The organism is Streptomyces sp. NPDC021225 (assembly GCF_044332865.1).
GTDB lineage: Bacteria > Actinomycetota > Actinomycetes > Streptomycetales > Streptomycetaceae > Streptomyces.
Map to the genome: position 1 here is coordinate 52,007 of NZ_JBIRPV010000016.1, position 23,493 is coordinate 75,499.

General features: G+C 72.3%; 21 protein-coding genes and 1 pseudogene. 16 read left to right on the forward strand and 6 right to left on the reverse strand.

Annotated features, from left to right (window positions below; genetic code table 11):
* Nucleotides 1-57 precede the first annotated feature (57 nt).
* The 8 genes from ACH4S9_RS41465 (at nucleotide 58) to ACH4S9_RS41500 (ending at nucleotide 5,946) form a co-directional block, all read left to right on the forward strand.
* Nucleotides 58-138 (forward strand): putative leader peptide, encoded by an 81-nt coding sequence (locus ACH4S9_RS41465; RefSeq protein ID WP_352135355.1) that lies wholly within the window; start codon nucleotides 58-60, stop codon nucleotides 136-138.
* 231 nt (nucleotides 139-369) lie between these two features.
* A complete protein-coding gene (gene ssuE / locus ACH4S9_RS41470) occupies nucleotides 370-924 on the forward strand; it encodes an NADPH-dependent FMN reductase (RefSeq protein ID WP_311723036.1) in 555 nt (184 codons plus the stop codon).
* Between the two features lie 52 nt (nucleotides 925-976).
* Nucleotides 977-2,131 carry an LLM class flavin-dependent oxidoreductase gene (locus ACH4S9_RS41475; RefSeq protein ID WP_398376868.1) on the forward strand — a complete coding sequence of 385 codons (1,155 nt, stop codon included), beginning with the start codon at nucleotides 977-979 and terminating at the stop codon, nucleotides 2,129-2,131.
* A 134-nt stretch (nucleotides 2,132-2,265) separates the two neighbouring features.
* The gene (locus tag ACH4S9_RS41480; RefSeq protein ID WP_398376870.1) at nucleotides 2,266-3,036 is read left to right on the forward strand and encodes a hypothetical protein; all 771 of its coding nucleotides are present in this window, start codon (nucleotides 2,266-2,268) and stop codon (nucleotides 3,034-3,036) included.
* A gap of 66 nt (nucleotides 3,037-3,102) precedes the next feature.
* Nucleotides 3,103-3,777, forward strand: coding sequence for a GntR family transcriptional regulator (locus tag ACH4S9_RS41485; protein ID WP_311723033.1), 675 nt, complete (start codon nucleotides 3,103-3,105; stop codon nucleotides 3,775-3,777).
* Between the two features lie 65 nt (nucleotides 3,778-3,842).
* Nucleotides 3,843-4,850: a 1-aminocyclopropane-1-carboxylate deaminase gene (locus ACH4S9_RS41490; protein WP_398376871.1), complete on the forward strand. Its 1,008-nt coding sequence runs from the start codon at nucleotides 3,843-3,845 to the stop codon at nucleotides 4,848-4,850.
* Between the two features lie 89 nt (nucleotides 4,851-4,939).
* Nucleotides 4,940-5,413, forward strand: a complete 474-nt coding sequence (locus ACH4S9_RS41495) for a nuclear transport factor 2 family protein (RefSeq protein ID WP_311723031.1) — start codon at nucleotides 4,940-4,942, stop codon at nucleotides 5,411-5,413.
* A gap of 128 nt (nucleotides 5,414-5,541) precedes the next feature.
* Nucleotides 5,542-5,946 carry a VOC family protein gene (locus ACH4S9_RS41500; RefSeq protein ID WP_311723030.1) on the forward strand — a complete coding sequence of 135 codons (405 nt, stop codon included), beginning with the start codon at nucleotides 5,542-5,544 and terminating at the stop codon, nucleotides 5,944-5,946.
* 59 nt (nucleotides 5,947-6,005) lie between these two features.
* On the opposite strand, the gene ACH4S9_RS41505 is transcribed toward ACH4S9_RS41500, so the two are convergent.
* From ACH4S9_RS41505 to ACH4S9_RS41525, 5 genes are read right to left on the reverse strand one after another with little or no spacing between them, the layout of a single operon-like run.
* Nucleotides 6,006-6,764, reverse strand: coding sequence for a DUF6182 family protein (locus ACH4S9_RS41505; protein WP_398376872.1), 759 nt, complete (start codon nucleotides 6,762-6,764; stop codon nucleotides 6,006-6,008).
* Nucleotides 6,761-7,990, reverse strand: a complete 1,230-nt coding sequence (locus ACH4S9_RS41510) for a hypothetical protein (RefSeq protein WP_398376873.1) — start codon at nucleotides 7,988-7,990, stop codon at nucleotides 6,761-6,763. The genes ACH4S9_RS41505 and ACH4S9_RS41510 overlap by 4 nt, the downstream gene beginning before the upstream one ends.
* Complete coding sequence (locus tag ACH4S9_RS41515; RefSeq protein WP_398376874.1) at nucleotides 7,987-8,847, reverse strand: SAM-dependent methyltransferase; 861 nt, start codon at nucleotides 8,845-8,847, stop codon at nucleotides 7,987-7,989. Before ACH4S9_RS41515 ends, ACH4S9_RS41510 begins: the two co-directional genes overlap by 4 nt.
* Complete coding sequence (locus ACH4S9_RS41520) at nucleotides 8,844-10,595, reverse strand: GH3 auxin-responsive promoter family protein (RefSeq protein WP_398376876.1); 1,752 nt, start codon at nucleotides 10,593-10,595, stop codon at nucleotides 8,844-8,846. Before ACH4S9_RS41520 ends, ACH4S9_RS41515 begins: the two co-directional genes overlap by 4 nt.
* On the reverse strand, nucleotides 10,582-11,226 hold the full coding sequence (locus ACH4S9_RS41525; RefSeq protein ID WP_398376877.1) for a hypothetical protein: 645 nt from the start codon (nucleotides 11,224-11,226) through the stop codon (nucleotides 10,582-10,584). Before ACH4S9_RS41525 ends, ACH4S9_RS41520 begins: the two co-directional genes overlap by 14 nt.
* A 625-nt stretch (nucleotides 11,227-11,851) precedes the next feature.
* On the opposite strand from ACH4S9_RS41525, the pseudogene ACH4S9_RS41530 reads away from it, so the two are divergent.
* The 7 genes and pseudogenes from ACH4S9_RS41530 to ACH4S9_RS41560 all read left to right on the forward strand — a co-directional run.
* Nucleotides 11,852-13,720: pseudogene (locus ACH4S9_RS41530) on the forward strand (BTAD domain-containing putative transcriptional regulator); the annotation flags it as partial.
* A gap of 84 nt (nucleotides 13,721-13,804) precedes the next feature.
* Complete coding sequence (locus ACH4S9_RS41535) at nucleotides 13,805-14,926, forward strand: CapA family protein (RefSeq protein WP_385349965.1); 1,122 nt, start codon at nucleotides 13,805-13,807, stop codon at nucleotides 14,924-14,926.
* A gap of 70 nt (nucleotides 14,927-14,996) precedes the next feature.
* Entirely contained in the window at nucleotides 14,997-15,791 is a 795-nt protein-coding gene (locus tag ACH4S9_RS41540) for a DUF2127 domain-containing protein (protein WP_385349968.1), read from the forward strand.
* A gap of 148 nt (nucleotides 15,792-15,939) precedes the next feature.
* Nucleotides 15,940-16,878: a glucose-6-phosphate dehydrogenase assembly protein OpcA gene (gene opcA / locus ACH4S9_RS41545; RefSeq protein WP_311723021.1), complete on the forward strand. Its 939-nt coding sequence runs from the start codon at nucleotides 15,940-15,942 to the stop codon at nucleotides 16,876-16,878.
* Nucleotides 16,879-17,032: 154 nt separating this feature from the next.
* On the forward strand, nucleotides 17,033-18,130 hold the full coding sequence (locus ACH4S9_RS41550) for an LLM class flavin-dependent oxidoreductase (RefSeq protein ID WP_311723020.1): 1,098 nt from the start codon (nucleotides 17,033-17,035) through the stop codon (nucleotides 18,128-18,130).
* Between the two features lie 8 nt (nucleotides 18,131-18,138).
* Complete coding sequence (locus ACH4S9_RS41555; RefSeq protein ID WP_398376878.1) at nucleotides 18,139-18,801, forward strand: FMN reductase; 663 nt, start codon at nucleotides 18,139-18,141, stop codon at nucleotides 18,799-18,801.
* Between the two features lie 26 nt (nucleotides 18,802-18,827).
* Entirely contained in the window at nucleotides 18,828-19,250 is a 423-nt protein-coding gene (locus ACH4S9_RS41560) for a tetratricopeptide repeat protein (protein ID WP_311723018.1), read from the forward strand.
* Nucleotides 19,251-19,360: 110 nt separating this feature from the next.
* Here the strand turns inward: ACH4S9_RS41560 and ACH4S9_RS41565 are convergent, their stop codons facing one another.
* Entirely contained in the window at nucleotides 19,361-20,509 is a 1,149-nt protein-coding gene (locus tag ACH4S9_RS41565; RefSeq protein ID WP_398376879.1) for a CapA family protein, read from the reverse strand.
* 379 nt (nucleotides 20,510-20,888) lie between these two features.
* Here ACH4S9_RS41565 and ACH4S9_RS41570 point away from each other — a divergent pair, with 379 nt between their 5' ends.
* A complete protein-coding gene (locus ACH4S9_RS41570; RefSeq protein ID WP_398376880.1) occupies nucleotides 20,889-23,429 on the forward strand; it encodes an ATP-dependent Clp protease ATP-binding subunit in 2,541 nt (846 codons plus the stop codon).
* Nucleotides 23,430-23,493 lie beyond the last annotated feature (64 nt).

Genomic DNA, 23,493 nt, shown 5'->3' on the forward strand with positions numbered 1-23,493 from the left:
GGAATCCCGCACGGGCCTCCTTGACCCGGTGTACCCGCCACTGATTTGATCGATGACATGAAGCGACAGGACCTCACGCGGCGGCGCCACGTCGATCTCGTGCGTGTCTCGAGCGCGTTCTGTTGCCGTCGGGTCTGAGCGAGCCCGTCAACCTCCGCTTCGCATCCCCGCCGCGCCGCCGCTGACGCATTCCGGCCGCGCGCCCTCCGGCTACGGCGTTTCCACCGCCGCCACCTCACGTCCGTGACGTCCGTAACGGCTGTGCCGCCCGTTGCCGTTGCCCTTTGATGCCCCGTCAGTTCTTTCTCGTGCCTTCACCGGCCGATCGGCCCGACCACCGCATCGCACCACCGTCCCGAAGGGTCCGCCATGGCCACCGTCCTGTCCGTCTCCGGAAGCCCCTCCGCCACCTCCCGCACCGCCCGGCTGCTGCGCCACCTGGACGCCCGGCTGGAGCGGCACGGACACGAGGTGATACCGCTGGACGTCCGTACGCTCCCGGCCGGGGCCCTGCTCGGCGCCGACTTCGCGCACCCGGCCATCACCCGGGCCACCGCCCTGTTCGCGCGGGCGGACGGCGTCGTCATCGGCACACCCATCTACAAGGCCGCCTACTCCGGCCTGCTGAAATCCCTGTTGGACCTGCTCCCGCAGTACGCCCTCGAAGGCAAGACCGTGCTGCCGCTGGCCACCGGCGGGACCACCGCACACGTCCTAGCCATCGACTACGCGCTGCGGCCGGTGCTCAACTCCATGGGCGCCGGACACATCGTCCAGGGCTGGTTCACCCTCGACAAGGATCTCCAGACCGGGCCGGACGGCGCGCTCACCATCGCCCCCGGCTCCGCCGAAGCCCTGGCCCAGGTCGTCGACCGGTTCTCCCTCGCACTGGGCGGCACCCCACTGCTCGCCGCCGCCGGCTGACACCGGCCCCGTCCGCCCCCACTGCCGCCGCCACCCCGAACGGAGTTCCCGAGTGAGCCTCACCTTCCACTGGTTCCTGCCCACCAACGGCGACAGCCGCCATGTCGTCGGCGGCGGCCACGGCACCCCGGTCACCGAGGCCGGCGGCGACCGGCCACCGACCGTGGGCTACCTCTCCCAGATCGCCCGCGCCGCCGAGGACCTGGGCTTCGTGGGCGCGCTGACGCCGACGGGCGCCTGGTGCGAGGACGCCTGGCTGACCACGGCCATGGTCAGCCAGCGCACCGAGCGGCTGAAGTTCCTGGTGGCCTTCCGGCCCGGGTTCCTCTCGCCCACCTTCGCCGCGCAGATGGCCTCCACCTATCAGCGGCACACCGGCGGGCGGCTGCTGCTCAACGTGGTCACCGGCGGCGAGAGCCGGGAGCAGCGGGCGTACGGCGACTTCCTCGACAAGGACGCCCGTTACGCGCGCACCGGCGAGTTCCTGGGCATCGTCCGGGATCTGTGGGACGGCAGAACCGTGAATCTGACCGGCGACCATCTGCGGGTGGCGGAGGCGAAGCTGACCCGGCTGCCCGACCCCGTCCCGGAGGTGTACTTCGGCGGCTCCTCGCCCGCCGCCGGAGCCGTGGCGGCCCGGCACGCGGATGTCTATCTCACCTGGGGCGAGCCGCCGGCCGCGGTGGCGGAGAAGATCACCTGGGTCCGGGGGCTGGCCGCGCGGCAGGGCCGCAGCCCGCGCTTCGGCATCCGGCTGCACGTCATCACCCGGGACACCGCCGAGCAGGCCTGGGCCGAGGCGGGGCGGCTGCTGGACGGCTTCGACGACGACACCGTACGGGCGGTGCAGGAGGGCCTCGGCCGCAGCGAGTCGGAGGGGCAGCAGCGGATGCTCGCGCTGCACGGCGGCGGCCGCGACGGCCTGGAGATCCACCCCAACCTGTGGGCCGGGATCGGGCTGGTGCGCGGCGGCGCGGGGACCGCGCTGGTGGGCAGCCACGCCGAGGTCGCCGACCGGATCGCCGAATACCACGCCCTGGGCATCGACGAGTTCATCCTGTCCGGATATCCGCACCTGGAAGAGGCGTACTGGTTCGGCGAGGGCGTACTGCCGGTCCTGCGCCGCCGCGGCCTGTGGAGCCACCCTTTCCGCGGTGACGAACGCATCGCCGCGGACACCCCCCTCGCGGTGTCCGGGAGTTCATGACGACTCTCGCGATACGCGGAGCGTCTACACGTCCTGGGCCACGACGCCGGACACCGCGTGGGTGACGGAACACCTGGTAGAGGGGTCCGTCACCCACGCCAAGGTGTTCCACGTTCCGGCATCCTGAAGAGGTCATGGACGAGATGAACCAGACCACGGTTCCGCTGCGCGCCGCCCAACAGGCCTGCGCGCAGCTGGCCCGGCAGGGGTGGGAAGCGGCCCGCCTGGCCCTGGAGGAGCTGGAGCGCCGGGGCGCCGGGTCGGTGCGGGCGTCCCGGGCCGGGGCCGCCACCATGGCGGGGGTGTACGCCCTGCGGAGCGAGCTGATGTCCGCGTCGCCGGGGCGGACCGTCGAGCTGGCGCGGTTCGCCGACGAGCTGGCGCGGTACGGCGAGGACACCGTCCGCTTCTTCTCGGTGGAGCGCGCCGGCTGGACCGTCCTGTGCGTGGTCTCGGACGACCTCGCGCGGGGCGTGGCCGCCACCGCGGTCCGGGGCGGCGAGCGGCCCGGGCGGAGCGACGCGGGCGCGGCGGCGGAGGGGGAGCTGCCGGCCACGGCGGCGGGGGGCTTCTGTGAGGAGCTGCTCGCGGACGGCTGGAGCTCGGCGGAGCTGGGCGTTCAGGGGCTCGCCGAGCGGCCCTCCGCCACGGTTCCGCTGTGGCTGGGGAGCGCCGCGGCCCTGGCGGACGGCTACCGGGCCAGGGCCGAGGAGTACGCGCGGATGTCCAGCCCCCGTCGGACGCGCGACCTGGAGCGGTTCGTGGCCGCGCTGGCGGAGCACGGCGAGGACTTCGTCCGCTTCTTCTCCGTGGAGCGCGGCGACTGGACCGTCCTGTGCGTGGTGGCCGGTGACCTCTCGCGCGCGCTGGCCGCCAACGCGATCAGCAGAGCTTCCACGGGCTGACGTCCGCCCCGGCTCCCCGCCCCCGACCCTTGACACGGCGACGATATGCGGCGTGCAATATTTCGCATGCCGGTACCCCAGAGCCGAGGGCTCGTCTCCAGGCCCCTGCTGCGTGAAAGCGCCTATCAGGCGATCCGTGACGCGATCGTCGACGGCACGCTCGCCCCGGGCGAGCGGCTGAACGACGGCGATCTGGTGGAGTGGCTGGGCATCAGCCGGACGCCCATCCGGGAGGCCCTGGCGCGGCTTGAGCAGGCCGGGCTGGTGCGCACCAGGCCGGGCCACTCCACGACCGTCAGCCCGCTGGACGTCCGGGCGGTGCGGGCCGCTCAGTCGGTGACGGCGGCGATGCACGAGCTCGCGGTGCGGGAGGCGGTGCCGAATCTGTCGTCCGCCGAGCTGGACGCCATGCGCGAGGCCAACGCCCGCTTCGCCGACGCCCTGCGCCGCAATGACGTCGGGGCCGCGCTCGCCGCCGATGACGACTTCCACGCCGTGGCGGTCACCGCCTCCGCCAACCAGGCGGTCCGTAGCGTCCTCGAGCAGTTCACGCCGGTGCTCAGGCGGCTTGAGCGGCAGCGCTTCGGCTCGCTGAGCGGGCGGAGCTCGGTCGCGCAGCACGAGCGGATCATCGAGCTGTGCGCGGCCGGGGACGTCGAGGGGGCGGCCGCCGCCGCCCGCGCCAACTGGCAGACGCTGGCCCCGCTCCTCGACGTGGTACCGGCGGACGACACCGAGTAGTCCGCGCCTCCCGATCCCCCTCGTCTCAGCACACCCTCGCACCCCGCACCCGCGAAGGAGCCACCATGTCCCTCGACGACTTCGAGCGCTATCCGCTGCTTTTCGGCCCCAGCCCCATCCACCCCCTTGACCGCCTCAGCGACCACCTCGGCGGGGCCCGCATCTGGGCCAAGCGCGAGGACTGCAACAGCGGGCTGGCCTACGGCGGCAACAAGACCCGCAAGCTGGAATACCTCGTGCCCGACGCGCTCCGGCAGGGCGCGGACACCTTGGTGAGCATCGGAGGTGTCCAGTCCAATCACACCCGCCAGGTGGCCGCCGTGGCGGCGAAGCTGGGGCTCAAGGCCGTGCTGATGCAGGAGAGCTGGGTGGACTGGCCCGACTCCGTCAACGACAAGGTCGGCAACATCCTGCTCTCGCGGATCATGGGCGCGCGGGTGGAGCTGATCGACGCCGGGTTCGGCATCGGCTTCAAGGACAGCTGGACCCGGGCCCTGGAGGAGGTCCGCGCCGCGGGCGGCACTCCGTATCCGATCCCGGCCGGGGCCTCCGACCACCCGCTGGGCGGTCTCGGCTTCGCCAACTGGGCCCGGGAGGTCCAGGCGCAGGAGCGTGAGCTGGGCGTTTTCTTCGACACCATCGTGGTGTGCAGCGTCACCGGCTCCACCCAGGCCGGCATGATCGCGGGCTTCGCGGGCCAGGACCGCCCCCGCCGGGTGCTGGGCATCGACGCCTCGGCCAAACTGGCCGAGACCCATGCCCAGGTGGAGAAGATCGCCCGCGCCACGGCCGAGCTGATCGGTCTGGGGCGTGAGCTGAGGGACGAGGAGATCACCGTGCTGGAGGGGTGGGCCGGCGATCTCTACGGGATCCCCGTGGCCTCCACGGTCGACGCGATTCGGCTCACCGGCGGTCTCGAAGGCGTGATCCTCGATCCGGTCTACGAGGGCAAGTCCATGGCGGGCCTCATCGACCTGGTGCGGGGCGGCGACATCCCCAAGGACTCCAACGTCCTGTACGCCCATCTCGGCGGCCAGCCCGCCCTCAACGCCTACAGCGGCGCCTTCGGCTGACCACGGGCGGCCCTTGCGTGAGAACCATCGTTCTCGTAGAGTCCCCGACAGGGGCAGAGAACGATGGTTCTCTGCTGTGAGGAGTTGATATGCCCGCCGAGTCGCGCCCCCCGTTCCCTCCCTTCACCCGGGAAACCGCCATCCAGAAGGTCCGTGCGGCCGAGGACGGATGGAACTCCCGCGACCCCGAAAAGGTCGCTCTCGCCTACACGGTGGACTCACACTGGAGAAACCGGGCCGAGTTCGTCGACGGCCGCGAGGAGATCGTCGCCTTTCTGACCCGAAAGTGGCGCCGGGAGCTGGACTACCGGCTGATCAAGGAGCTGTGGGCGTACGACGGCAACCGCATCGCCGTGCGTTTCGCCTACGAGTGCCACGACGACTCGGGAAACTGGTTCCGGTCGTACGGCAACGAGAACTGGGAGTTCGACGCGAACGGACTGATGGCGCACCGCTACGCCTGCATCAACGACCTGCCGATCAAGGAGTCGGAGCGCATGTTCCACTGGCCGCCGGGCCGCCGCCCGGACGACCACCCGGACCTGAGCGACCTCGGCCTCTGACGCCCCTGACATGCGTTCGACGTGGTGGGCGGGCGCCGACTAAGGTCGTGAGTACGGCATCGCGTGTCGGTCACCGGCCGGGTGAGACATGGAGGTGCCCGGGACATGCCTTCTGGAGGCATTCCACCATGTCAGTCGAGTTGAATCACACCATCGTGTACTCCCAGGACAAGCGGGAGTCCGCTGAGTTCCTGGCGAACATCCTGGATCTTGAGGTCGGGGCCGAATGGGGCCCGTTCATCCCCGTGGCCACCAGTAACGGGGTCACCCTGGACTTCGCCACGATCCCGGCCGAGTCCATCACCATGCAGCACTACGCCTTCCTCATCTCCGACGAGGAGTTCGACGAGGCCTTCGGGCGGATCAGGCAGGCGGGGATCACCTACTACGCCGATCCGCACGGAAAGCAGCCGGGCGAGATCAACCATCACCACGGCGGGCGCGGCCTGTACTTCAAGGATCCGGCCGGCCATGGAATGGAGATCCTCACCCGCCCCTATGACACCGATGAGCAGGGGACATCGGGGGCATGAGCCATTGACCGGCCGGGGCCCGCGCCCCGGCCGGTCGGCCCCGGACACCGCCGACGGGCTCACCCCGTTCCCACGACCAAGGTCTCCTCGGTCAGACAGGCGTAGGCCCGCAGCCGGTCCGGGTGTTCCCGCTCCGCGCCGACCCGCAGGGCCGCGTACGGCCCGGACAGCCCGACCAGACGCGGCACCTGACGGACGACCAGAGTGTCCCCAGGGGCGATCAGGCCGTCCAGGACCGCCTCGACGAGCAGGTGGTTGAGGTGCACCAGACAGTCCGCGACGCTCGTTCCGGCCGTGGCCACATACAGCTCGCGCCGCACGGGCGGCCGGTGGCGCGGGCCGATGGCCTCCGGGATCCGGACCGCTGTGTCCGGGCGGGCAGGCAGGCCGTGGGAGCCGTCGAAGAGCTTGAGCAGCCTGCGCAGCCCGGCGGAGGCACCCGCCGGGGCCGGTCCCGTCCACGCGGCGGAGCCGTCCTCGGCGATGTGGTCGAACCGGACCCGGTCACCGAGGTTGTCCGGGTTTCCGGCCAGGAAGATCGTGCGGGAGAACGAGCGCCGCCACGCCGCCAGCCGCTCCGGCGCCAGGCCGATGGCGAACTCACAGGTGGCACGGGTCCATTCGGCGAGCTCGAAGCGGCGCACCACGGACACGGCGAGCAGGGCGTCGGTGTCCGTGTCCACCGACTCCTGGATCCGGGCGTGCACCCGCGACAGGGCGGCGGCGGTGGAAAGGTCCAGGTCCGCGGCCAGATCGGGGCGGGCGACCCGGACGCGCCGCGCCGCCTCGGCGCGCAGCAGGTCCTGGGAGAGCTTCACAGGAACACCGCCGGGAGCAACTCGTGGACCGGGGCCGGGCGGTGCTTGGCCAGCAGCCCGGAGGTCAGCCGGTACGGGTCGACGTAGGTGTGGTCGCCGCGTTGCCGCTCCAGGAAACCGGTCAGCCCGGCTTCGGCCGCCGCCTCGGCCGGGTCCCCGTACGACGCGAGCATCCGCCCGGCGCGGATCACGCACTGGCGCAGCAGGTCCGGGCGGAACGACTGCCGGTCACCCGGCCCGAGGGTGGCGATGAAGTACAGCCGCATGCCGAGCCGCAGCGCCGGGTCGTCGTGGTCCGCGCCCAGCGCCTCGATCAGCTCACCCGCCGAGTGGCCGCGCCAGTCCCCGTGGCGCGCGGAGCGGATCCGGCCGTCGATCGGCACCCGGCCCACCGGGACGCGGCGTACGACGGGGCCGAGCTCCGACAGCACCCGCTGCAACAGCTGGTAGTCGGGCTCCAGCTCGCGGTCGTAGAGCAGCACCACCTCGTCGTAGCCGGGGACGAGGGGGACCAGCTCGCGCAGCGCGCAGGCCAGGTAGTTGGGCCGTCCCCGCGCCGTGGCGATCTGGCGCAGCGGCAGCCCGAAGCGGGTGGCGTCCAGGTAGACCGGCCCGCCGTACTCGCGCATGTCCAGGCACAGCCCCAGGGGCACCAGCCGGTCCAGCACCTCGTCGAGGGTCATGCCGGGCGGCTGGTGTGCGGTGAGGCCGGGGTCGTGCATCCCGAGCCTCGCGTACTGCGCCGACCAAAGCTCCAGCACCCGGGCGCTGGACGGATGCACCCAGCCGTGGTGTTCGATCGAGTCGAGGTAGGGCCGCAGCGCGGACACCGGTGCCCGGCGGCCGTCCGCGCGGTAGCCGATGTACAGCTCGCCGATCTCCTCCTCGGACAGCCGGGAGTAGTCGGTGTCACCGAGCGTGTGGTCCAGATACTCCCAGAAGCCGAGGGTCTGGTCGGTGGGGTGGTAGGTGGTGGGGCTGTAACGGTAGGTGACATCGGCCAGCCGCGCGGTGGCGCGGTACATCACATCGACCCAGAAGAGCCCCTTGAGGTGGCTGGGGGTCAGCGGCTTGCCGGGGGTGACGGTGACCGGCGCGATCAGGACCCGGGGCCGGCCGTGGCGGGGCGCGGCCGGGCCGCCGGGGCCGCCGGGCAGCGGGGCGGCGCCGTGCGACCGCCCCGCGCCGCCGCGGAGCAGCGGCACCGGTTCCGCGGTGCCGGTCATGCGGCCCGGCCCCCGTGGACCAGGAACACCCTCTCGGTGCCCTCGGCCGTGCGCGGTGGCACGGGGTCCCGCCACCTGCCGTAGTGGGCCGGCGGCTCCCCGGGCTGCACCGCCTGGACGGTGAAGCCGTGCCGCGCGAACAGCGCCTCGGGCTCGTCCGTGCCGAACACCCACGGGCAGCCCCAGTCGGCGAACACCTTCAGCAGGCCCCGCATCCTGGGGGCGGTCAGCGCCGCGTCGTTGACCAGGTCCGCGCCGATACGGCTGCCTGGCGCGGTCACCGCGCCGACCCGGCGCAGCAGCCCGTCGACCTGGCCCTGCGAGAAGTAGTACAGGAGTCCTTCGAAGAGCCAGGTGGAGGGCAGCCCGGGGTCGTACCCCGCCGCCAGGAGGGTGTCCTCCCAGCCGGGGGCGAGCAGGTCGGCCGGGACCGGGCGGCGTTCGGCGCCGGGCCGCTCGGCGGCCAGCAGCTTCTCCTTGACCTCCAGGACCGTCGGCCGGTCGAGCTCGAAGAAGCGGACGTGGTCCGGCCACTCCAGCCGGAAGGCCCGCGAGTCCATGCCCGCTGGGGCCAGCACGATCTGGGTCATCGACGGGTCGGCGGCCGCCCGCTGGAGCCAGTCGTCGAAGAACCGGGTGCGGATGGGGTTGAAGTCGAAGGTGCTCGGCACCGTGCGCGGGACCTCACCGTCCGGGAAGGTCGCCGATCGGATCTCGGCCAGCAGCCCGGGGCCCGCGTCGCCGACGAGCAACTGGGCGTACGGGTCGTCGAAGAGCCGCTCCTCCCGGCGGCTCTCCCCGGCCCTGAGCGCGGCGGTGAGCAGACAGGTGCGCTCGATGGCGTCGAGTTGCGTCATGATCGGTCTCCTTGCCGGGCGACGGCGCCGGTCAGCCGCCGCCAGTTTTCGGGGTCCTGCCGGAAAAGCCGGTCCTTGACCTGGGTGGGGCGCACCCCGCGGCCGACGGAGTCCTGCCACTCCTCGAGAAAGGCGTCCCGGTCGAGCCGGAGCAGCTCGGCGGGGCCCAGCCGCCCCGCGTCGCGGGCCGCCCGGTAGCCGGCCGACTCCCGGGCGAGTTCGGTGTCGAGCGCCGCGGTGAGCCGCCGAGTCTCGTCGGCGCTCCACGCCGACTCACCGGCCAGGGCGAACACATAGCGGGGCGCTTGGCCGTCGGGGGTTTCCGCATGGCACGCGGCGTTGCGCACGGCGAGGCCGGCGCCGCCCAGCGCCGACTCCAGCGCCCGGACGACCTGTGCGTCGCGCAGCCGCTCCCCGGCCACGTCGGAAAGGTTTCTGCGGCCCGCGTACGACACCCGCGGCACACCGCCGGGCTGGGATGGCACGTCGACGACACGGACCACATCGCCGCCCGCGTAGCGGTACAGGCCGCCGACATGGCTGTAGATCGCGTGGTACTCCCGGCCCGGCTCCAGCTCGTGCGGTCCGAGCGTCTCCACATCGGGGCCCAGGTCGCGGTCGGCGTCCACGAACTCGTACACGGAGGCCGTGACGACCAGGCTGCCCGCCGTCGGGTGGCGGTCGAGCGCGACGCCGACCGGGCCCTCGGACGCGGCCACGGGCGCGGGCAGGGCCGTCACCGAGGGGCCGAACTCCTCCCGGAGCCGGGGCAGATAGAGCGTGGCGAGACCGGTGGTCCAGCAGAACAGCAGCCGCATGTTCGGCCAGATGTGGGCGGGCCGTACGGTGCCGAAGTACCGCTCCAGCCGCTCCAGTTCGGCGGCCCGCTCCGGGTTCGGCGAGCGGAACGGGTGGCCGCCGAGCGTGCCGTCGCGGACGTCCTTGACGATCCGCGGCCACCACAGCCTCAGCTGGTACGGCACCGCGGCCACCATCGCCGGGTTGATCCCGATGACGCAGCGGACATCGCTCTCGACGGCCATGCGCAGCCGCAGATACATCTTCTCCACGTGGTCGTCCGCGGCCACCGGCACCGGCAGCACGGCCCAGGGGGCCGAGGTGCCGGGCTCGGCCGACAGGTGCTCGCCGAACATCTTCCCGAAGTCCACCTGGCTGGCCCCGACATGGGGGCGCCCGGAGGCGGTGGTGGCGGGAGCGACGACCGGGTCGTGCTTGAGGTTGAGCACCGCGTCCGGCCGGGTGAGGACGTCCGGGAAGTGTTCGGCCATCGGCGCCCACGCGGCGTAGTAGAACGGGAAGAAGGTGGTGTGCATGAAGCGCGGGGTGACCGGGATCTTCTTGTGCGCACCCGTGCTGCCGCTGCTGGTGAAGAACACCGCGGGCTGGTCGGCGGTCAGGACGCCTGGCTCGCCCTCGGCCATGCGCTCGATCCACGGCGAGAGCGCCGCGTAGTCCTGCACCGGAACGGCCTTGCGGAGGTCGTCCAGGGTGCGCAGCCGGTCGAAGTCGTGGGCCTTGCCGTAGGCGGTGCCCGCGTTGAACGCCAGCAGGTCGGTGAGGACCTCGCGCTGCCGGGCCGCCGGGTCGGAGAAGGCGCGCCGCAGCCGGTTCCGCTCCTCGAACACCCGCGCCCGGTACTGGCCGAGCCGGTCCTCGGCGTGCGGAGGCTCGGTGTTCGAGGACCCGGTGTTCGCGGGCTCGGCGGCCGAGGGTTCAGCGGTCTGCATCTGACAACACCTTTCGTATGGCCTGAGCGGTCTGCGCGACATCGCCCTGCGCCCGGATCACCGTGACCGGCAGATGGCTGATTTCGTCGAGCATCAGACCCCGCAACGTGGTCTGGTAGGCCGCGAAGGCCTCCTCGTCGGGGTGGTCGCCGTAGTACTCCAGCCGGTTGGTGTCCGCGCCGTTGCCGGAGCGCCGCCAGGCCGTGGTGGTGGACACGTCCAGGAACACCACGCGCCGCGGCTGCGGAAAGGAACGCCACCACGTGAACATCGGGTTGTCCCACAGCCCGGCGAGCCTGCACTTGGCCAAGATCTTGTAGTAGTACGAGTCGACGAGCGTGGGCGACGACGTGTCGCTCTCCTCAATGCGGTCCCGCAGATGGACCACCGCCGTCTGAAGCATGCTGGCCGTGAACTCCGGCGAATAGTCCCTCCCCAGGGAAGGCAGCACATCCACCGCCACATCCCTGCGCAGCCGGCCGATCAGCGCGTGGGCGGGCTGAAGAAAACGCTCGTCCGTGGAAATCAGCCGCCAGGACGGGGACGACCTGGCGAACTCGGGCATCACCGAAGACTTTCCGGCGTAGTCCGGCCCCAGGAGGACGGAAAAGCCGGATTGAGTCGTCCGCACGATCGGCACTCCTCACATAGTTCCAGTGCTCGCCACCTCGATCCGGGCCGCGTCGCGACCCGCCGATCGGCTGCCGGGGGTGCCGTCCCGGCTGGGTGAGGGAAAGTCAACATCGCCGAGATGGCCATCCGGTCAGGACGAGCTGGGACACGGGGGAGGGTCCGGAAGCCGGGAGCCGGAAAGCGGAGCGGCGGCCATCGGATCGCTTCTGGCCTCGGATGATGTGCCGTACGCCCGGTCCCACCGGGCGCAGGTCGATGTCCATATCCTGGTCCGCCCCCCGGCACGGACATTCGGAAGGCCGGAAAACCGGACTTCTCCCCGGACTTTTCCTGTTGCGCGGAACACCGCGGCCCGCGAGCCCCCGGCCACTACAGTGATCCACGAGCGTCGGGGGACAGCGCGTCGGGGGACAGGGCTCGGAGGCGAGGGAATGCGGGGGACGGCCTTTTCGCGCGCGTGCGAGGAGCGGCGGTGGGCACGGCCGGCGGTCTTTCTCATGGTCTACGCGACGGTGGCCACGCGGCTGGGAGAACCACAGGAGGTGACCGCCCGCCAGTTCCACCGGTGGCGGCAACCCGGGCCGCCCTGCCCTCAGCCATCCGCACAGCGGGTCCTGGAGGAGATGTTCGACACCCCGCTGTACCGCCTCGGCTTCGATGTGCCCGAACACCGCCGACGGGACACCGCCGCCCCTCCGGCGGGCGCGGCCGAGCCGCCCCCGGCCGCCCTGCGGTTCGCGGTCCTGGGGCCGGTGCGGGTGCGGCGCGGCGAAGAGACACTGGCCGCGGGGCGGCCGCAGGAACGCGCCCTGCTGTGCGCACTGCTGCTGCGCCGCGGCCACACCGCCACCGCGCAGGAGCTGATGGACGCGGTGTGGGGCGGCAAACCGCCACGGAGCGCCCTCGCGACCCTGCGGACGTACGCCTTCCAACTGCGCAGGACACTGGGGCGCGCCCTCGTCTCCGACTCCGGCGGATACGCCCTGCACGTGCCGCCCGAGGCGCTGGACCTGGTGGTGTGCGAGGGCTACGAGGCGCAGGCCAGGAGCGCCCGGGCCGCGGGCGATCCGCCGCGCGCCCGGAAACTGCTCCGCAAAGCCCTGGCCCTGTGGGACGGCGAACCCCTCGGCGGCGTCCCCGGGCTCTACGCGCAGGCACAGCGCGCCCGCCTGGCCGAGTGGCGGCTCACCCTGGTGCAGACCCGGCTGGAACTCGACCTGGAACTGGGCCACCACACCGAGGCCCTCGCGGAGCTCACCGCCCTGTCCGTCGAACACCCGCTGCGGGAGCGGCTGCGCGCCCTCCAGATGCTCGCGCTGTACCGCGCCGGGCGACAGGCCGAGGCGCTGCGGGTGTACACCGACACCCGCCATCTGCTCGCCGAGGAGCTCGGCGTGGACCCCGGTCCCGAGCTGACCGAGCTCTACCAGAACGTGCTGTGCGCCTCCCCGGCCGTCGCCCGCCCCCCGGCCCCGCGACGACACCCACCCGCCGGGGACACTGCCCCGTATGTCTCACCGCGCCCCGCCCAACTCCCGGCGCAGCTCGCCGACTTCACCGGACGCACCACTCTGGTGCACCGCCTCACCGAGCAACTGTCGTGCGCCCAGGGCGCGGTGATGCCCGTCCTCGCCGTCCGGGGGCTCGGCGGAGTGGGCAAGACCGCGCTGGCGTTACGGGTCGCCCACGCGGCCCGCGGGCACTTCCCCGACGGGCAGCTCTACACGGACCTGCTCGGCCCCGGCCCCGGTGCCGCCCACCCCGGAGCCGTCCTCGGCGCGTTTCTGCGCGCCCTGGGCATCCCCGCCGCCGCCGTCCCCGCAGGGACATCCGAACGGGCCGCGCTCTACCGGTCCACCCTCGCCGGCCGCCGGGTGCTGGTTCTGCTCGACAACGCCCACGACGGAACGCAGATCCGCCCCCTGCTCCCCGGCGCCCCCGGCTGCGCCGCCCTGGTCACCAGCCGCGCCCGGCTCGCCGACCTCGACGGCACCCGCCCGCTGGACCTCGAGGTCATGAGCCCCGAGGAAGCCCTCACCCTGTTCGGCCACGCCATCGGCGAGGAGCGCGCCGAGGCCGAGCCCGCGGCCTGCCGCGACACCGTCGCCGCCTGCGGCTTCCTCCCGCTGGCCATCCGGATCGCCGCGGCCCGCCTGTCCGCCCGCCCCGCCTGGACCGTCTCCGCCGTGGCCGCCCGGCTGGCCGACGAGCGCGGCAGGCTCGACGAACTGCGCATGGGCGACCTCACCGTCACCTCCTGCTTCGCGCCCGCGTACGGGCGGCTGCGGCCGGACCAGGCCCGCGCCTTCCGGCTGCTGGCGCTCGCGGACGGCCCCGACCTGTCCCTGGCCACGGCCGCCGCGCTGCTCGGCCTCGACCGGTGCGACCCTGCCGTCGAACCCCTCCTGGATTCCCTCGTCGACAGCGCACTCCTGGAGTCGCCCGCCCCGGGCCGCTACCGCTACCACGACCTGGTCCGGCTCTACGCCCGCCAGGAACACGGCGCGCTCATCGGCAAGGCGCCGGGGGCGATGCGAGGGCTGGGGCGGGCCTCGGCCACGGGCTAGTTTGGGGGTGTGGGCGGCGATGCGACGACGCTGTTCCTGTGCGGCGATGTGATGCTCGGGCGCGGCGTCGACCAGATCCTCCCGCACCCCGGGGACCCGGAGCTGCGGGAGCCGTACATCCGGGACTCCAGCGCCTACGTCGAGCTGACGGAGGAGGCACACGGCCGGGTGCCGCGCCCGGTGGACTACGGGTGGCCGTGGGGGGACGCGCTGCGGGTGCTGGAGGAGACCGCGCCCGACGTCCGGGTGGTGAACCTGGAGACCAGCGTCACGCGGAGCGACGAGTTCGCGCCGGGGAAGAGCGTGCACTACCGGATGAGCCCGGCCAATCTGCCGTGCCTGGCCGCCGCCCGGCCCGACGTGTGCGTCCTGGCCAACAACCACGTGCTGGACTTCGGGCGGAGGGGGCTCGCGGAGACGCTGGACGCCCTGGCCGGGGCGGGGCTGCGGGTGGCGGGCGCGGGGCGGGACGCCGACGCCGCACGGCGGCCCGCGGCCGTCCCGGTCGGGGGCGGGCGGCGCGTGCTGGTGTTCTCCTGCGGCACCGGGTCCAGCGGCATCCCGTACGAGTGGGCCGCGGCCGAGCACCGCTCCGGCGTCGACTTCCTCCCCGAGCTGTCGGAGGCCCGCGCGGCCCGGTTCGCCCGCCGGATCCGGCAGCTCAAGCGGCCGGGCGACATCGCCGTCGTCTCCATCCACTGGGGCGGCAACTGGGGGTACGACATCTCCGACGACCAGATCCGCTTCGCGCACACGCTGATCGACGGTGGCGCCGATGTGGTGCACGGCCACTCCTCGCACCACCCCCGCCCCCTGGAGGTGTACCGGGGCAAGCTCGTCCTCTACGGTTGCGGCGACTTCATCGACGACTACGAGGGCATCACCGGTTATGAGGAGTACCGGGACGATCTGCGGCTGCTGTACTTCGTCGCGGTGGCCCCGGACACCGGCGAACTCACCGGAATCCGGATGGTGCCCATGCGCGCCCGGCGGATGCGGCTGCGCCACGCCACCCTCGGCGACTCCCGCTGGCTGCGGGGGGTGCTCGACCGGGTCAGCTCCGCCCACGGCTCCCGCGTCGTCCTCGGCCGGGACGGCGCGCTCTCCCTCCACGGCCCCCCGGCTCGGTGAGCGCCGCCGGAGCGCCTACCATCGCGCACATGTCCGACACGCCGGCCATCACTGGAACGGAGCGCTGAGCGTGAAGATCGACTGGAATCGGCGTACCTGCGCCCGTCGCGGCCATGTCACCTACTCGCCCGCGGAGGACGAGCTGCGCGAGCGGCTGCACGCCGCGACCGCCCTGGGCGACGCCTGGCGCTGTCTGCGCTGCGGCGACTTCGCCCTCGGCGCGCCCCACGGCTCCGGGCCCGCGGCCGACGCCCCGCTGGTGCTGCGCGGAAAGGCCCTGCGGGACCTGATCGTGATGCGCTTCATCGCCGCCGAGCGGTTTCTGCGCGGTCTCTTCGTGCTGCTGGCGGCCGTCGCGGTCTACCGGTTCAGCAACAGCCGGGCCGCGGTGCGCCGGCTCTTCCAGGAGAACCTCACCGTCTTCCGGCCGGTGGCCCGCCACTTCCACTACGACCTCGACCACTCGCCGGTGGTCGACACCATCCGCAAGACCTTCGAGTACCGGCACTCCACCCTCGTGATCGTGGCGGCCGCGCTGGCCGCCTACGCGGCCATCGAGCTCGTCGAGGGCGTGGGGCTGTGGCTGCTCAAGCGGTGGGCCGAGTATCTGGCGGTGGTGGCCACCGCCGCGTTTCTGCCGCTGGAGATCTACGAGCTGACCGAGAAGGTCAGCTGGCTGAAGATCGCCACCTTGGTGATCAACATCCTCGCCGTGCTCTACATCCTGCTCTCCAAGCGGCTCTTCGGGCTGCGCGGCGGCCGTGCGGCGTTCGAGGCGGAGCGGCACAGCGCCTCGCTGCTGGAGGTGGAGGCCGCGGCCGGGACGGCCACCCTCGGCGGCGGGCAGCACGGCGGGCGGCCATAGCGCCGAAGGCACCGGACAGCCGGCACCGATCAGCCACGGCCTCGACCGTTCGGTATTGATCATTCGCCCCGGCCCGGCGGGGGAGTGACGATACGCTCGGGCCGCGGACGAACCGCTCGAACGAGAACGGCAGGAGCTGGCGCCGGCCATGAACACCGACCTGACCAACACCACATCGAGCAAGATCAACGCGGCCCTGGTACAGGCCCGCAGGGCGATCGGCAGTCCGGCGGTCGGCATGGTGCTGACCCTGGTCATCGTCACCGACGAGGCCAACCACTACGACGCCCTCAAGGCCGCCGCCGACGCCTCCCAGGAGCACCCCTCCCGGATCCTTGTGGTGATCAAGCGGCCCGGACGCTCCCCGCGCGAGCGCGGCCAGTCCCGGCTGGACGCCGAGGTGCGCGTCGGCGGCGCCGACGGCAGCGGCGAGACCGTACTGCTGCGGCTGCGCGGCGAGCTCGCCCAGCACGCCGAGTCGGTGGTGCTGCCGCTGCTGCTGCCGGACGCCCCGGTTGTGGTCTGGTGGCCGGTCGACGCCCCCGACCATCCGGTCAGGGATCCGCTGGGCGCGCTGGCGCAGCGGCGGATCACCGACACGTACGCCGTCGAGCGCCCGCTGCGGGAGCTGGCGGCCCGCGCCGCCTCGTACGCCCCCGGCGACACCGACCTGGCCTGGACCCGGCTCACGCCCTGGCGGTCCATGCTGGCTGCAGCGCTCGACCAGGCGCGGGCCTCCGTGACCTCGGCGGTGGTGGAGAGCGAGGCGGACAACCCGAGCGCGGAGCTGCTGGCCCGCTGGTTCGCGGACCGGCTGAAGGTGCCCGTCGAGCAGGTCGTCACGGAGGGCCCGGTGGTCACCGCGGTCCGGCTGCGCACCGCCGCCGGGGACATTCACATCGACCGGCCGGAGGGGCCGGTGGCCACGCTGTCCATCCCGGGGCAGCCCACCCGCACCCTCGCGCTGAAGGTGCGCAGCACCGCCGAGCTGATCGCCGAGGAACTGCGCCGGCTCGACCCCGACGAGGCGTACGCCGCCGCCCTCCGCGCCACGATTCCGTCCGCCGGGCCCGTCCGGCTCGGCTGACCCGCTCACCTGCCACGACAGCCGATCCGAACCGACGCCCTTCCCCTGCTCGCGCCCTGTTCACGGGACCACCGCGGGCGGGGGAATAGTGGCGACAGCTGCCACGTTCCGGGGATATAGTTGAACCGTAAACATCCTAGGAGGGGTGAGACCGGTGCAGTTCGGTATCTTCACGGTCGGCGATGTCACGATGGACCCGACCACGGGCCGGGAGCCGACCGAGCACGAGCGGATCAAGGCGATGGTCACCATCGCGCAGAAGGTCGAAGAGGTCGGTCTCGACGTCTTCGCGACCGGTGAGCACCATAACCGACCGTTCGTCCCCTCGTCGCCGACCACCATGCTGGGCTGGATAGCGGCCCGTACCGAGCGGCTGATCCTGTCCACCTCCACCACGCTGATCACCACCAACGACCCGGTGAAGATCGCCGAGGACTACGCGATGCTCCAGCACCTGGCCGACGGCCGGGTGGACCTGATGATGGGCCGCGGCAACACCGGCCCGGTCTACCCCTGGTTCGGGCAGGACATCCGCCAGGGCATCCCGCTCGCGATCGAGAACTACGCGCTGCTGCGCAAGCTGTGGCGCGAGGACGTCGTCGACTGGGAGGGGAAGTTCCGCACCCCGCTGCAGGGCTTCACCTCCACGCCGCGGCCGCTGGACGGTGTGCCGCCGTTCGTCTGGCACGGCTCCATCCGTTCGCCGGAGATCGCCGAGCAGGCCGCGTACTACGGCGACGGCTTCTTCGCCAACAACATCTTCTGGCCCAAGAACCACTTCCAGAAGCTGGTGAACCTCTACCGGGAGCGGTACGCGCACTACGGGCACGGCACGCCGGAGCAGGCCATCGTCGGCCTCGGCGGGCAGGTGTTCATGCGCCGCAACTCGCAGGACGCGGTGCGTGAGTTCCGCCCGTACTTCGACAACGCGCCCGTTTACGGCCACGGCCCCTCCCTGGAGGAGTTCACGGCCGAGACCCCGCTGACCGTCGGCAGCCCCCAGGAGGTCATCGAAAAGACGCTGACCTTCCGGGACACCTTCGGCGACTACCAGCGCCAGCTGTTCCTCGTCGACCACGCGGGCCTGCCGCTGAAGACGGTGCTGGAACAGCTCGACCTGCTCGGCGAGGTCGTGGAGGTGCTGCGCAAGGAGTTCGCCCACAACCGCCCGGCCGATGTGCCGGACGCCCCCACCCACGCGTCGCTGGTGGCCCAGCGCGACGCCAAGGCCCTCGAGGAGGTGGCCCAATGAGTACGGTCATGCGACACATTCCCCAGCAGCACGGTGCCCCGCGGCCGGTGACGCTCGCCGTGGTCTCGGCCGGGCTGAGCGTGCCCTCGTCCACCCGGCTGCTGGCCGACCGGCTGGCGGAGGCCACCCGGCGGCTGCTGGCGGAGGGCGGGCACGAGGTCGAGGTGCAGGTGATCGAGTTGCGCGACCTGGCCGGCGACATCGCGAACAACCTGGTCACCGGCTTCCCGTCGGCCGCCCTGGAGGAGGCCGTGGAGAAGGTCACCGGCGCGGACGGGCTGATCGCCGTCACCCCGGTCTTCTCCGCCTCCTACAGCGGGCTGTTCAAGTCGTTCTTCGATGTGATCGACAACACGGCCCTGACCGGCAAGCCGGTGCTCGCCGGCGCGACCGGCGGCACCGCGCGGCACTCGCTCGCGCTGGAGCACGCCCTGCGGCCGCTGTTCGCCTATCTGCGTGCGATCGTGGTTCCCACGGCCGTGTACGCCGCGTCCGAGGACTGGGGTGGCTCCGGTGACCCCCTCACCGACACCCTGCCCACCCGCATCGACCGGGCGGCGGGCGAGCTGGCGGAGCTGATCGGCGGCCGCCGGGGCGCCGCCGCCCCCGAGCCCGAGGCCGAAGCCGTGGTGCCGTTCGAGCAGCAGCTCGCGGCCCTGCGGCCCGAATGACCCCTCACCTCAGGGAGGAGCCTGACATGATCGACAACTTCAACAGCTTCCGGCCCGACGGTGAGCCCACCGCCGACCGCTGGGTCACCGCGCTGAGCCTGTTCGACGACAAGGAGCGGGAGGAGACCACGGCGGACCGCTGGGAGCGGGCCGGGCTGTACTTCGAGGCGAAGCAGTACACGGAGGCCGCCCAGCTCCTCGTCCAGGTCGTCGAGGAGGCCCCCGAGCAGACCGCCCCCCGGCTGCTGCTGGCCCGCGCCTACTACCACTCGGCGCAGCTGGGCCGGGCCGAGGAGCAGCTGCGCGAGGTGATCGCGCGCGACCCGGTCGAGCACTACGCCCATCTGATGCTGGGCCGCACGCTCCAGCGGCAGGGGCGTGCCGAGGAGGCGGAGCCATGGCTGCGCATGGCCGCGGCCTTCTCCGGTCACGCCCCCGCGGCGGAGTGACGGGCCGGCCGTACTGACGGGCCGCGCCCGGCGGGCCGTATCCGACGGGCCGGGACGGAAGGGCGGAGTGGACGGGCGGCACCGATGGGCCGGGCTGACGCTGCCGGGCGTCAGCGGCCCATCGTGAGCCCGTCCCGCCCGGCTCCCCGGCTGAGGACGGCTCGGCGGATGGTGTCCAGGGCCTCGGTGTGCCCGCCGGCGCGCGGGAGGTTGACCACCCTGATCGGGTCGTTGTCGACGCCGTGGGGGATGAACTCCGCCTTCTTCACGGTCCACGGCTTGTCCGTGGTGGCGGGCGGGGCGAAGGTGAAGCGGGCGGCCGAGCCCATCTGGCCGCGCGGGTCGTTCATGACGCCCGCGACCTGGTCGCCCATGCCGTAGACCACCCAGGTGCCGTTGACCTTCTCGTACGCCTGCGGGATATGGGCGTGGGTGCCGAGGATGAGATCGATGTCGCGGCGCCCGTGGTCGGCCGAGGCGGTGAGCTTTTTGGCGACCGAGAGCTGGAGCTGGTCCGGCGCCTCCTGCCACTCGGTGCCCCAGTGCAGGCTCACCACGACCACATCGGCCCCGGCCCGGCGCGCGGCGCGGGCGTCCTCGACGATCTGCGCCGGGTCGATGAGGTTGACCAGCCACGCCTGTCCCTTGGGTACGGGGATGCCGTTGGTGCCGTAGCTGTAGGCGAGATGGGCGACCGTGGCGTCGCCGGCCTTCAGCAGGGTCGGCATGCGCTGCTCGTCGGAGGAGCGGGCCGATCCGGCGTGGCGGAGCCCGGCCCGGTCCATCGCGTCGAGTGTGCGGGTCACTCCTTCCGCACCCGCGTCCAGCGTGTGGTTGGAGGCGGTGGAGCAGGAGTCGTAGCCGAGCTCCTTGGCCGCCTCGGCGACCTCCGGCGGGCTCTTGAACGTCGGGTAGCCGGTGAACGGGCCGCCCGCGGCGCCGTAGACCGTCTCCATGTGGCAGATCGCCAGGTCGGCCTGGGAGGCCACGGACTTGGCCCCGGCGAGCATGGGCCCGAAGTTGTAGCCGTTGCCGCCCGCGTCCGCGCGCGCCTGGCGGATCACCGAGTCATGGATCAGCAGGTCGCCGGTGGCCGCCAGAGTGAACCCTTTGGTGGGCCCGGGTTTCGCCGCGGCCGCGGTCCTCGAGGACTTCTCCCCCGGATCGGGGGTGGCGGGTATGCCTGCGGTGCACGCGGTCGCCGCACCGAACAGCGCGGAGACCACGAGCGCGATCCTTTGGCGGGTCTGGAGAGACAAAGGGGTTCACCTCACGCTCACATGGGCCAAATAGGCGGATAGTCGTATTTATGTGCGTGAGGGAGTCCGCTCTTGCGGGGCCGCGCCGTACTTCACCGGAACGGCCGACGAAACGCACCCGATGGGTCCAGGCCACTGCGCCGTCCGGCCCAGCACCCCGGCGTGTCGCCGGGCGCGGGGTCGGGCCGGGTGAGCGGGGGGCGCGAGCCGCCGCAATGTCGGATAAAATCACTCAAACAATTAAAATTGACCTAAATGAGCTTCCTCGCGGGTGCTCGTGCCGGGCCGACCGGCTCGCACGCCACCCGAGCACCCGCACGCCACCGGAGCACCGATGACAACGGGGCCCGCGTCCGCCGGGCCACCGGGACGGATGCCTATGAACAGCGGGTACGAGGGACGGGACGAATTCGGCCCGGACCCCCTCGGAGACTTCCTGGCACGCTTTCTCGGCGTCGGACCGGCTGGGCAGCGACCCGGCTCCCGGCACGTCGACTTCGGCCGCCTGATGAGCGAGCCCGCACGGCAGCTCGTCTCCTCCGCGGCCTCGTACGCCGCCGACCGCGGATCCACCGACCTCGACACCGAGCACCTGCTCCGCGCGGCGCTCACGGCCGAGCCGACCCGCACCATGGTCGCCCGGGCCGGGGCGGACCCCGAGAGCCTGGTCGCCGAGATCGACCGGCAGACGGGGGAGGGGGCGCCGCGCGGCTCGGTCGCGGTCACGCCCGCCGTCAAGCGGGCACTGCTCGACGCCCACGACATCGCCCGGTCCGCGGGCGCCTCGTACATCGGCCCCGAGCACGTCCTGATCGCCCTCGCCGCCAACCGTGACTCCACGGCCGGGCAACTGCTGCACGCGGCCCGGTTCGAACCGCGCCCCGGCCCGCCGGGCGGACTCGCGGCGGCCCCAGGCACCGCCGAACAGCGCCCGGGCCCCGGGCGGCGGGAGACCCCCAATCTCGACAAGTTCGGCCGCGACCTGACCGAGATGGCACGCGAGGGCCGGATCGACCCGGTGATCGGGCGCGACGAGGAGATCGAGCAGACCATCGAGGTGCTCGCCCGGCGCGGCAAGAACAACCCCGTCCTCATCGGCGAGGCCGGCGTGGGCAAGACCGCCGTCGTCGAGGGGCTGGCCCAGCGCATCGCCGAGGCCGATGTCCCCGACATCCTCCTCGGCCGCCGCGTCCTACAGCTCGACTTCGCGGGCGTCGTGGCCGGGACCCGCTACCGCGGCGACTTCGAGGAGCGGCTCACCGGCATCATCGACGAGATCCGCGCCCACTCCGAGGAACTGATCGTCTTCATCGACGAGCTGCACACCGTCGTGGGCACCGGCGGCTCCGAGGGCGGCCCGATGGACGCGAGCAACATCCTCAAGCCCGCCCTGGCCCGCGGGGAACTGCATGTCATCGGCGCCAGCACCCTCCAGGAATACCGCCGCAACATCGAGAAGGACGCGGCCCTCGCACGCCGCTTCCAGCCCATCATGGTGCCCGAGCCCGCCCCCACCGACGCCCTGGAGATCCTCCGCGGCCTGCGCGACCGCTACGAGGCCCACCACCAGGTCCGCTACACCGACGAGGCGCTGCTGGCCGCCGTCGAACTCTCCGACCGCTATCTCACCGACCGCTTCCTGCCCGACAAGGCCATCGACCTGATGGACCAGGCCGGCGCCCGCGTACGGCTGCGCTCCAGCACCCGGGGCACCGACGTCCGCGCGCTGGAACGCGAGGTCGAGCAGCTCACCCGGGACAAGGACCAGGCCGTCGCCGCCGAGCAGTACGAGCGGGCCACCGCCCTGCGCGACCGGGTCAACGACCTGAACCGGCGCATCGAGGAGGGGTCCGGCAAACTGCACCCGCCCGGCCGGGTCTCCGAGGTCACCGTCGAGGACATCGCCGACATCGTCTCCCGGCAGACCGGCATCCCCATCAGCAGCCTCACCCAGGAGGAGCGGGACCGACTGCTCGGCCTCGAGGAACACCTGCACAAGCGGGTCATCGGCCAGGAGGAGGCCGTCGCCGCCGTCGCCGACGCCGTACTGCGCTCCCGCGCCGGCCTCGCCGACCCCAGCCGTCCCATCGGCAGCTTCCTGTTCCTCGGCCCCACCGGCGTCGGCAAGACCGAGCTGGCCCGCGCCCTGGCCGAGGCGCTGTTCGGCAGCGAGGACCGCATGGTCCGCCTGGACATGAGCGAATACCAGGAGAAACACACCGTCAGCCGGCTGATCGGCGCCCCGCCCGGATACGTCGGCCACGAGGAGGCCGGGCAGCTCACCGAGGCGGTGCGCCGCCAGCCGTACTCGCTGCTGCTGCTGGACGAGATCGAAAAGGGCCACCCCGACGTCTTCAACATCCTCCTCCAGGTCCTCGAGGACGGACGGCTCACCGACGCCCAGGGCCGCACCATCGACTTCAAGAACACCGTCATCGTCATGACCAGCAACCTCGGCTCCGAAGAGATCACCGGGCGTGGCGCGGTCCTGGGCTTCGGCGGCGGCGCGGAGGCCGATGAGGAGGCCCGCCGGGACCGCGTGCTGCGCCCGCTGCGCGAGCACTTCCGGCCGGAATTCCTCAACCGCATCGACGAGATCGTCATCTTCCGGCGGCTCGCAGACGAACAGCTGCGGCAGATCACCGATGTGCTCCTGGAGGAGACCCGGCGCCGGCTGCGCGCCCAGGACGTGCCCGTCGACTTCACCCCCGCCGCCGTCGACTGGCTGGCCCACCAGGGCTACCAGCCCGAGTACGGGGCCCGGCCGCTGCGCCGCACCATCCAGCGGGAGGTCGACAACCCGCTGTCCCGGATGCTGCTCAACGGCAAACTGTCGCCGCACAGCCATGTGGAAGTCGATGTCGAGGACGGGAAGCTGACCTTCAGAAAGGAGGGGAACCCCACCGCCGCGGTCGGCTGACAAAGGTCTTGCGAACACGGGGTGACAAGCTCGCGAGCGGGCGCGATAGCGTGTCCAAGCCAAC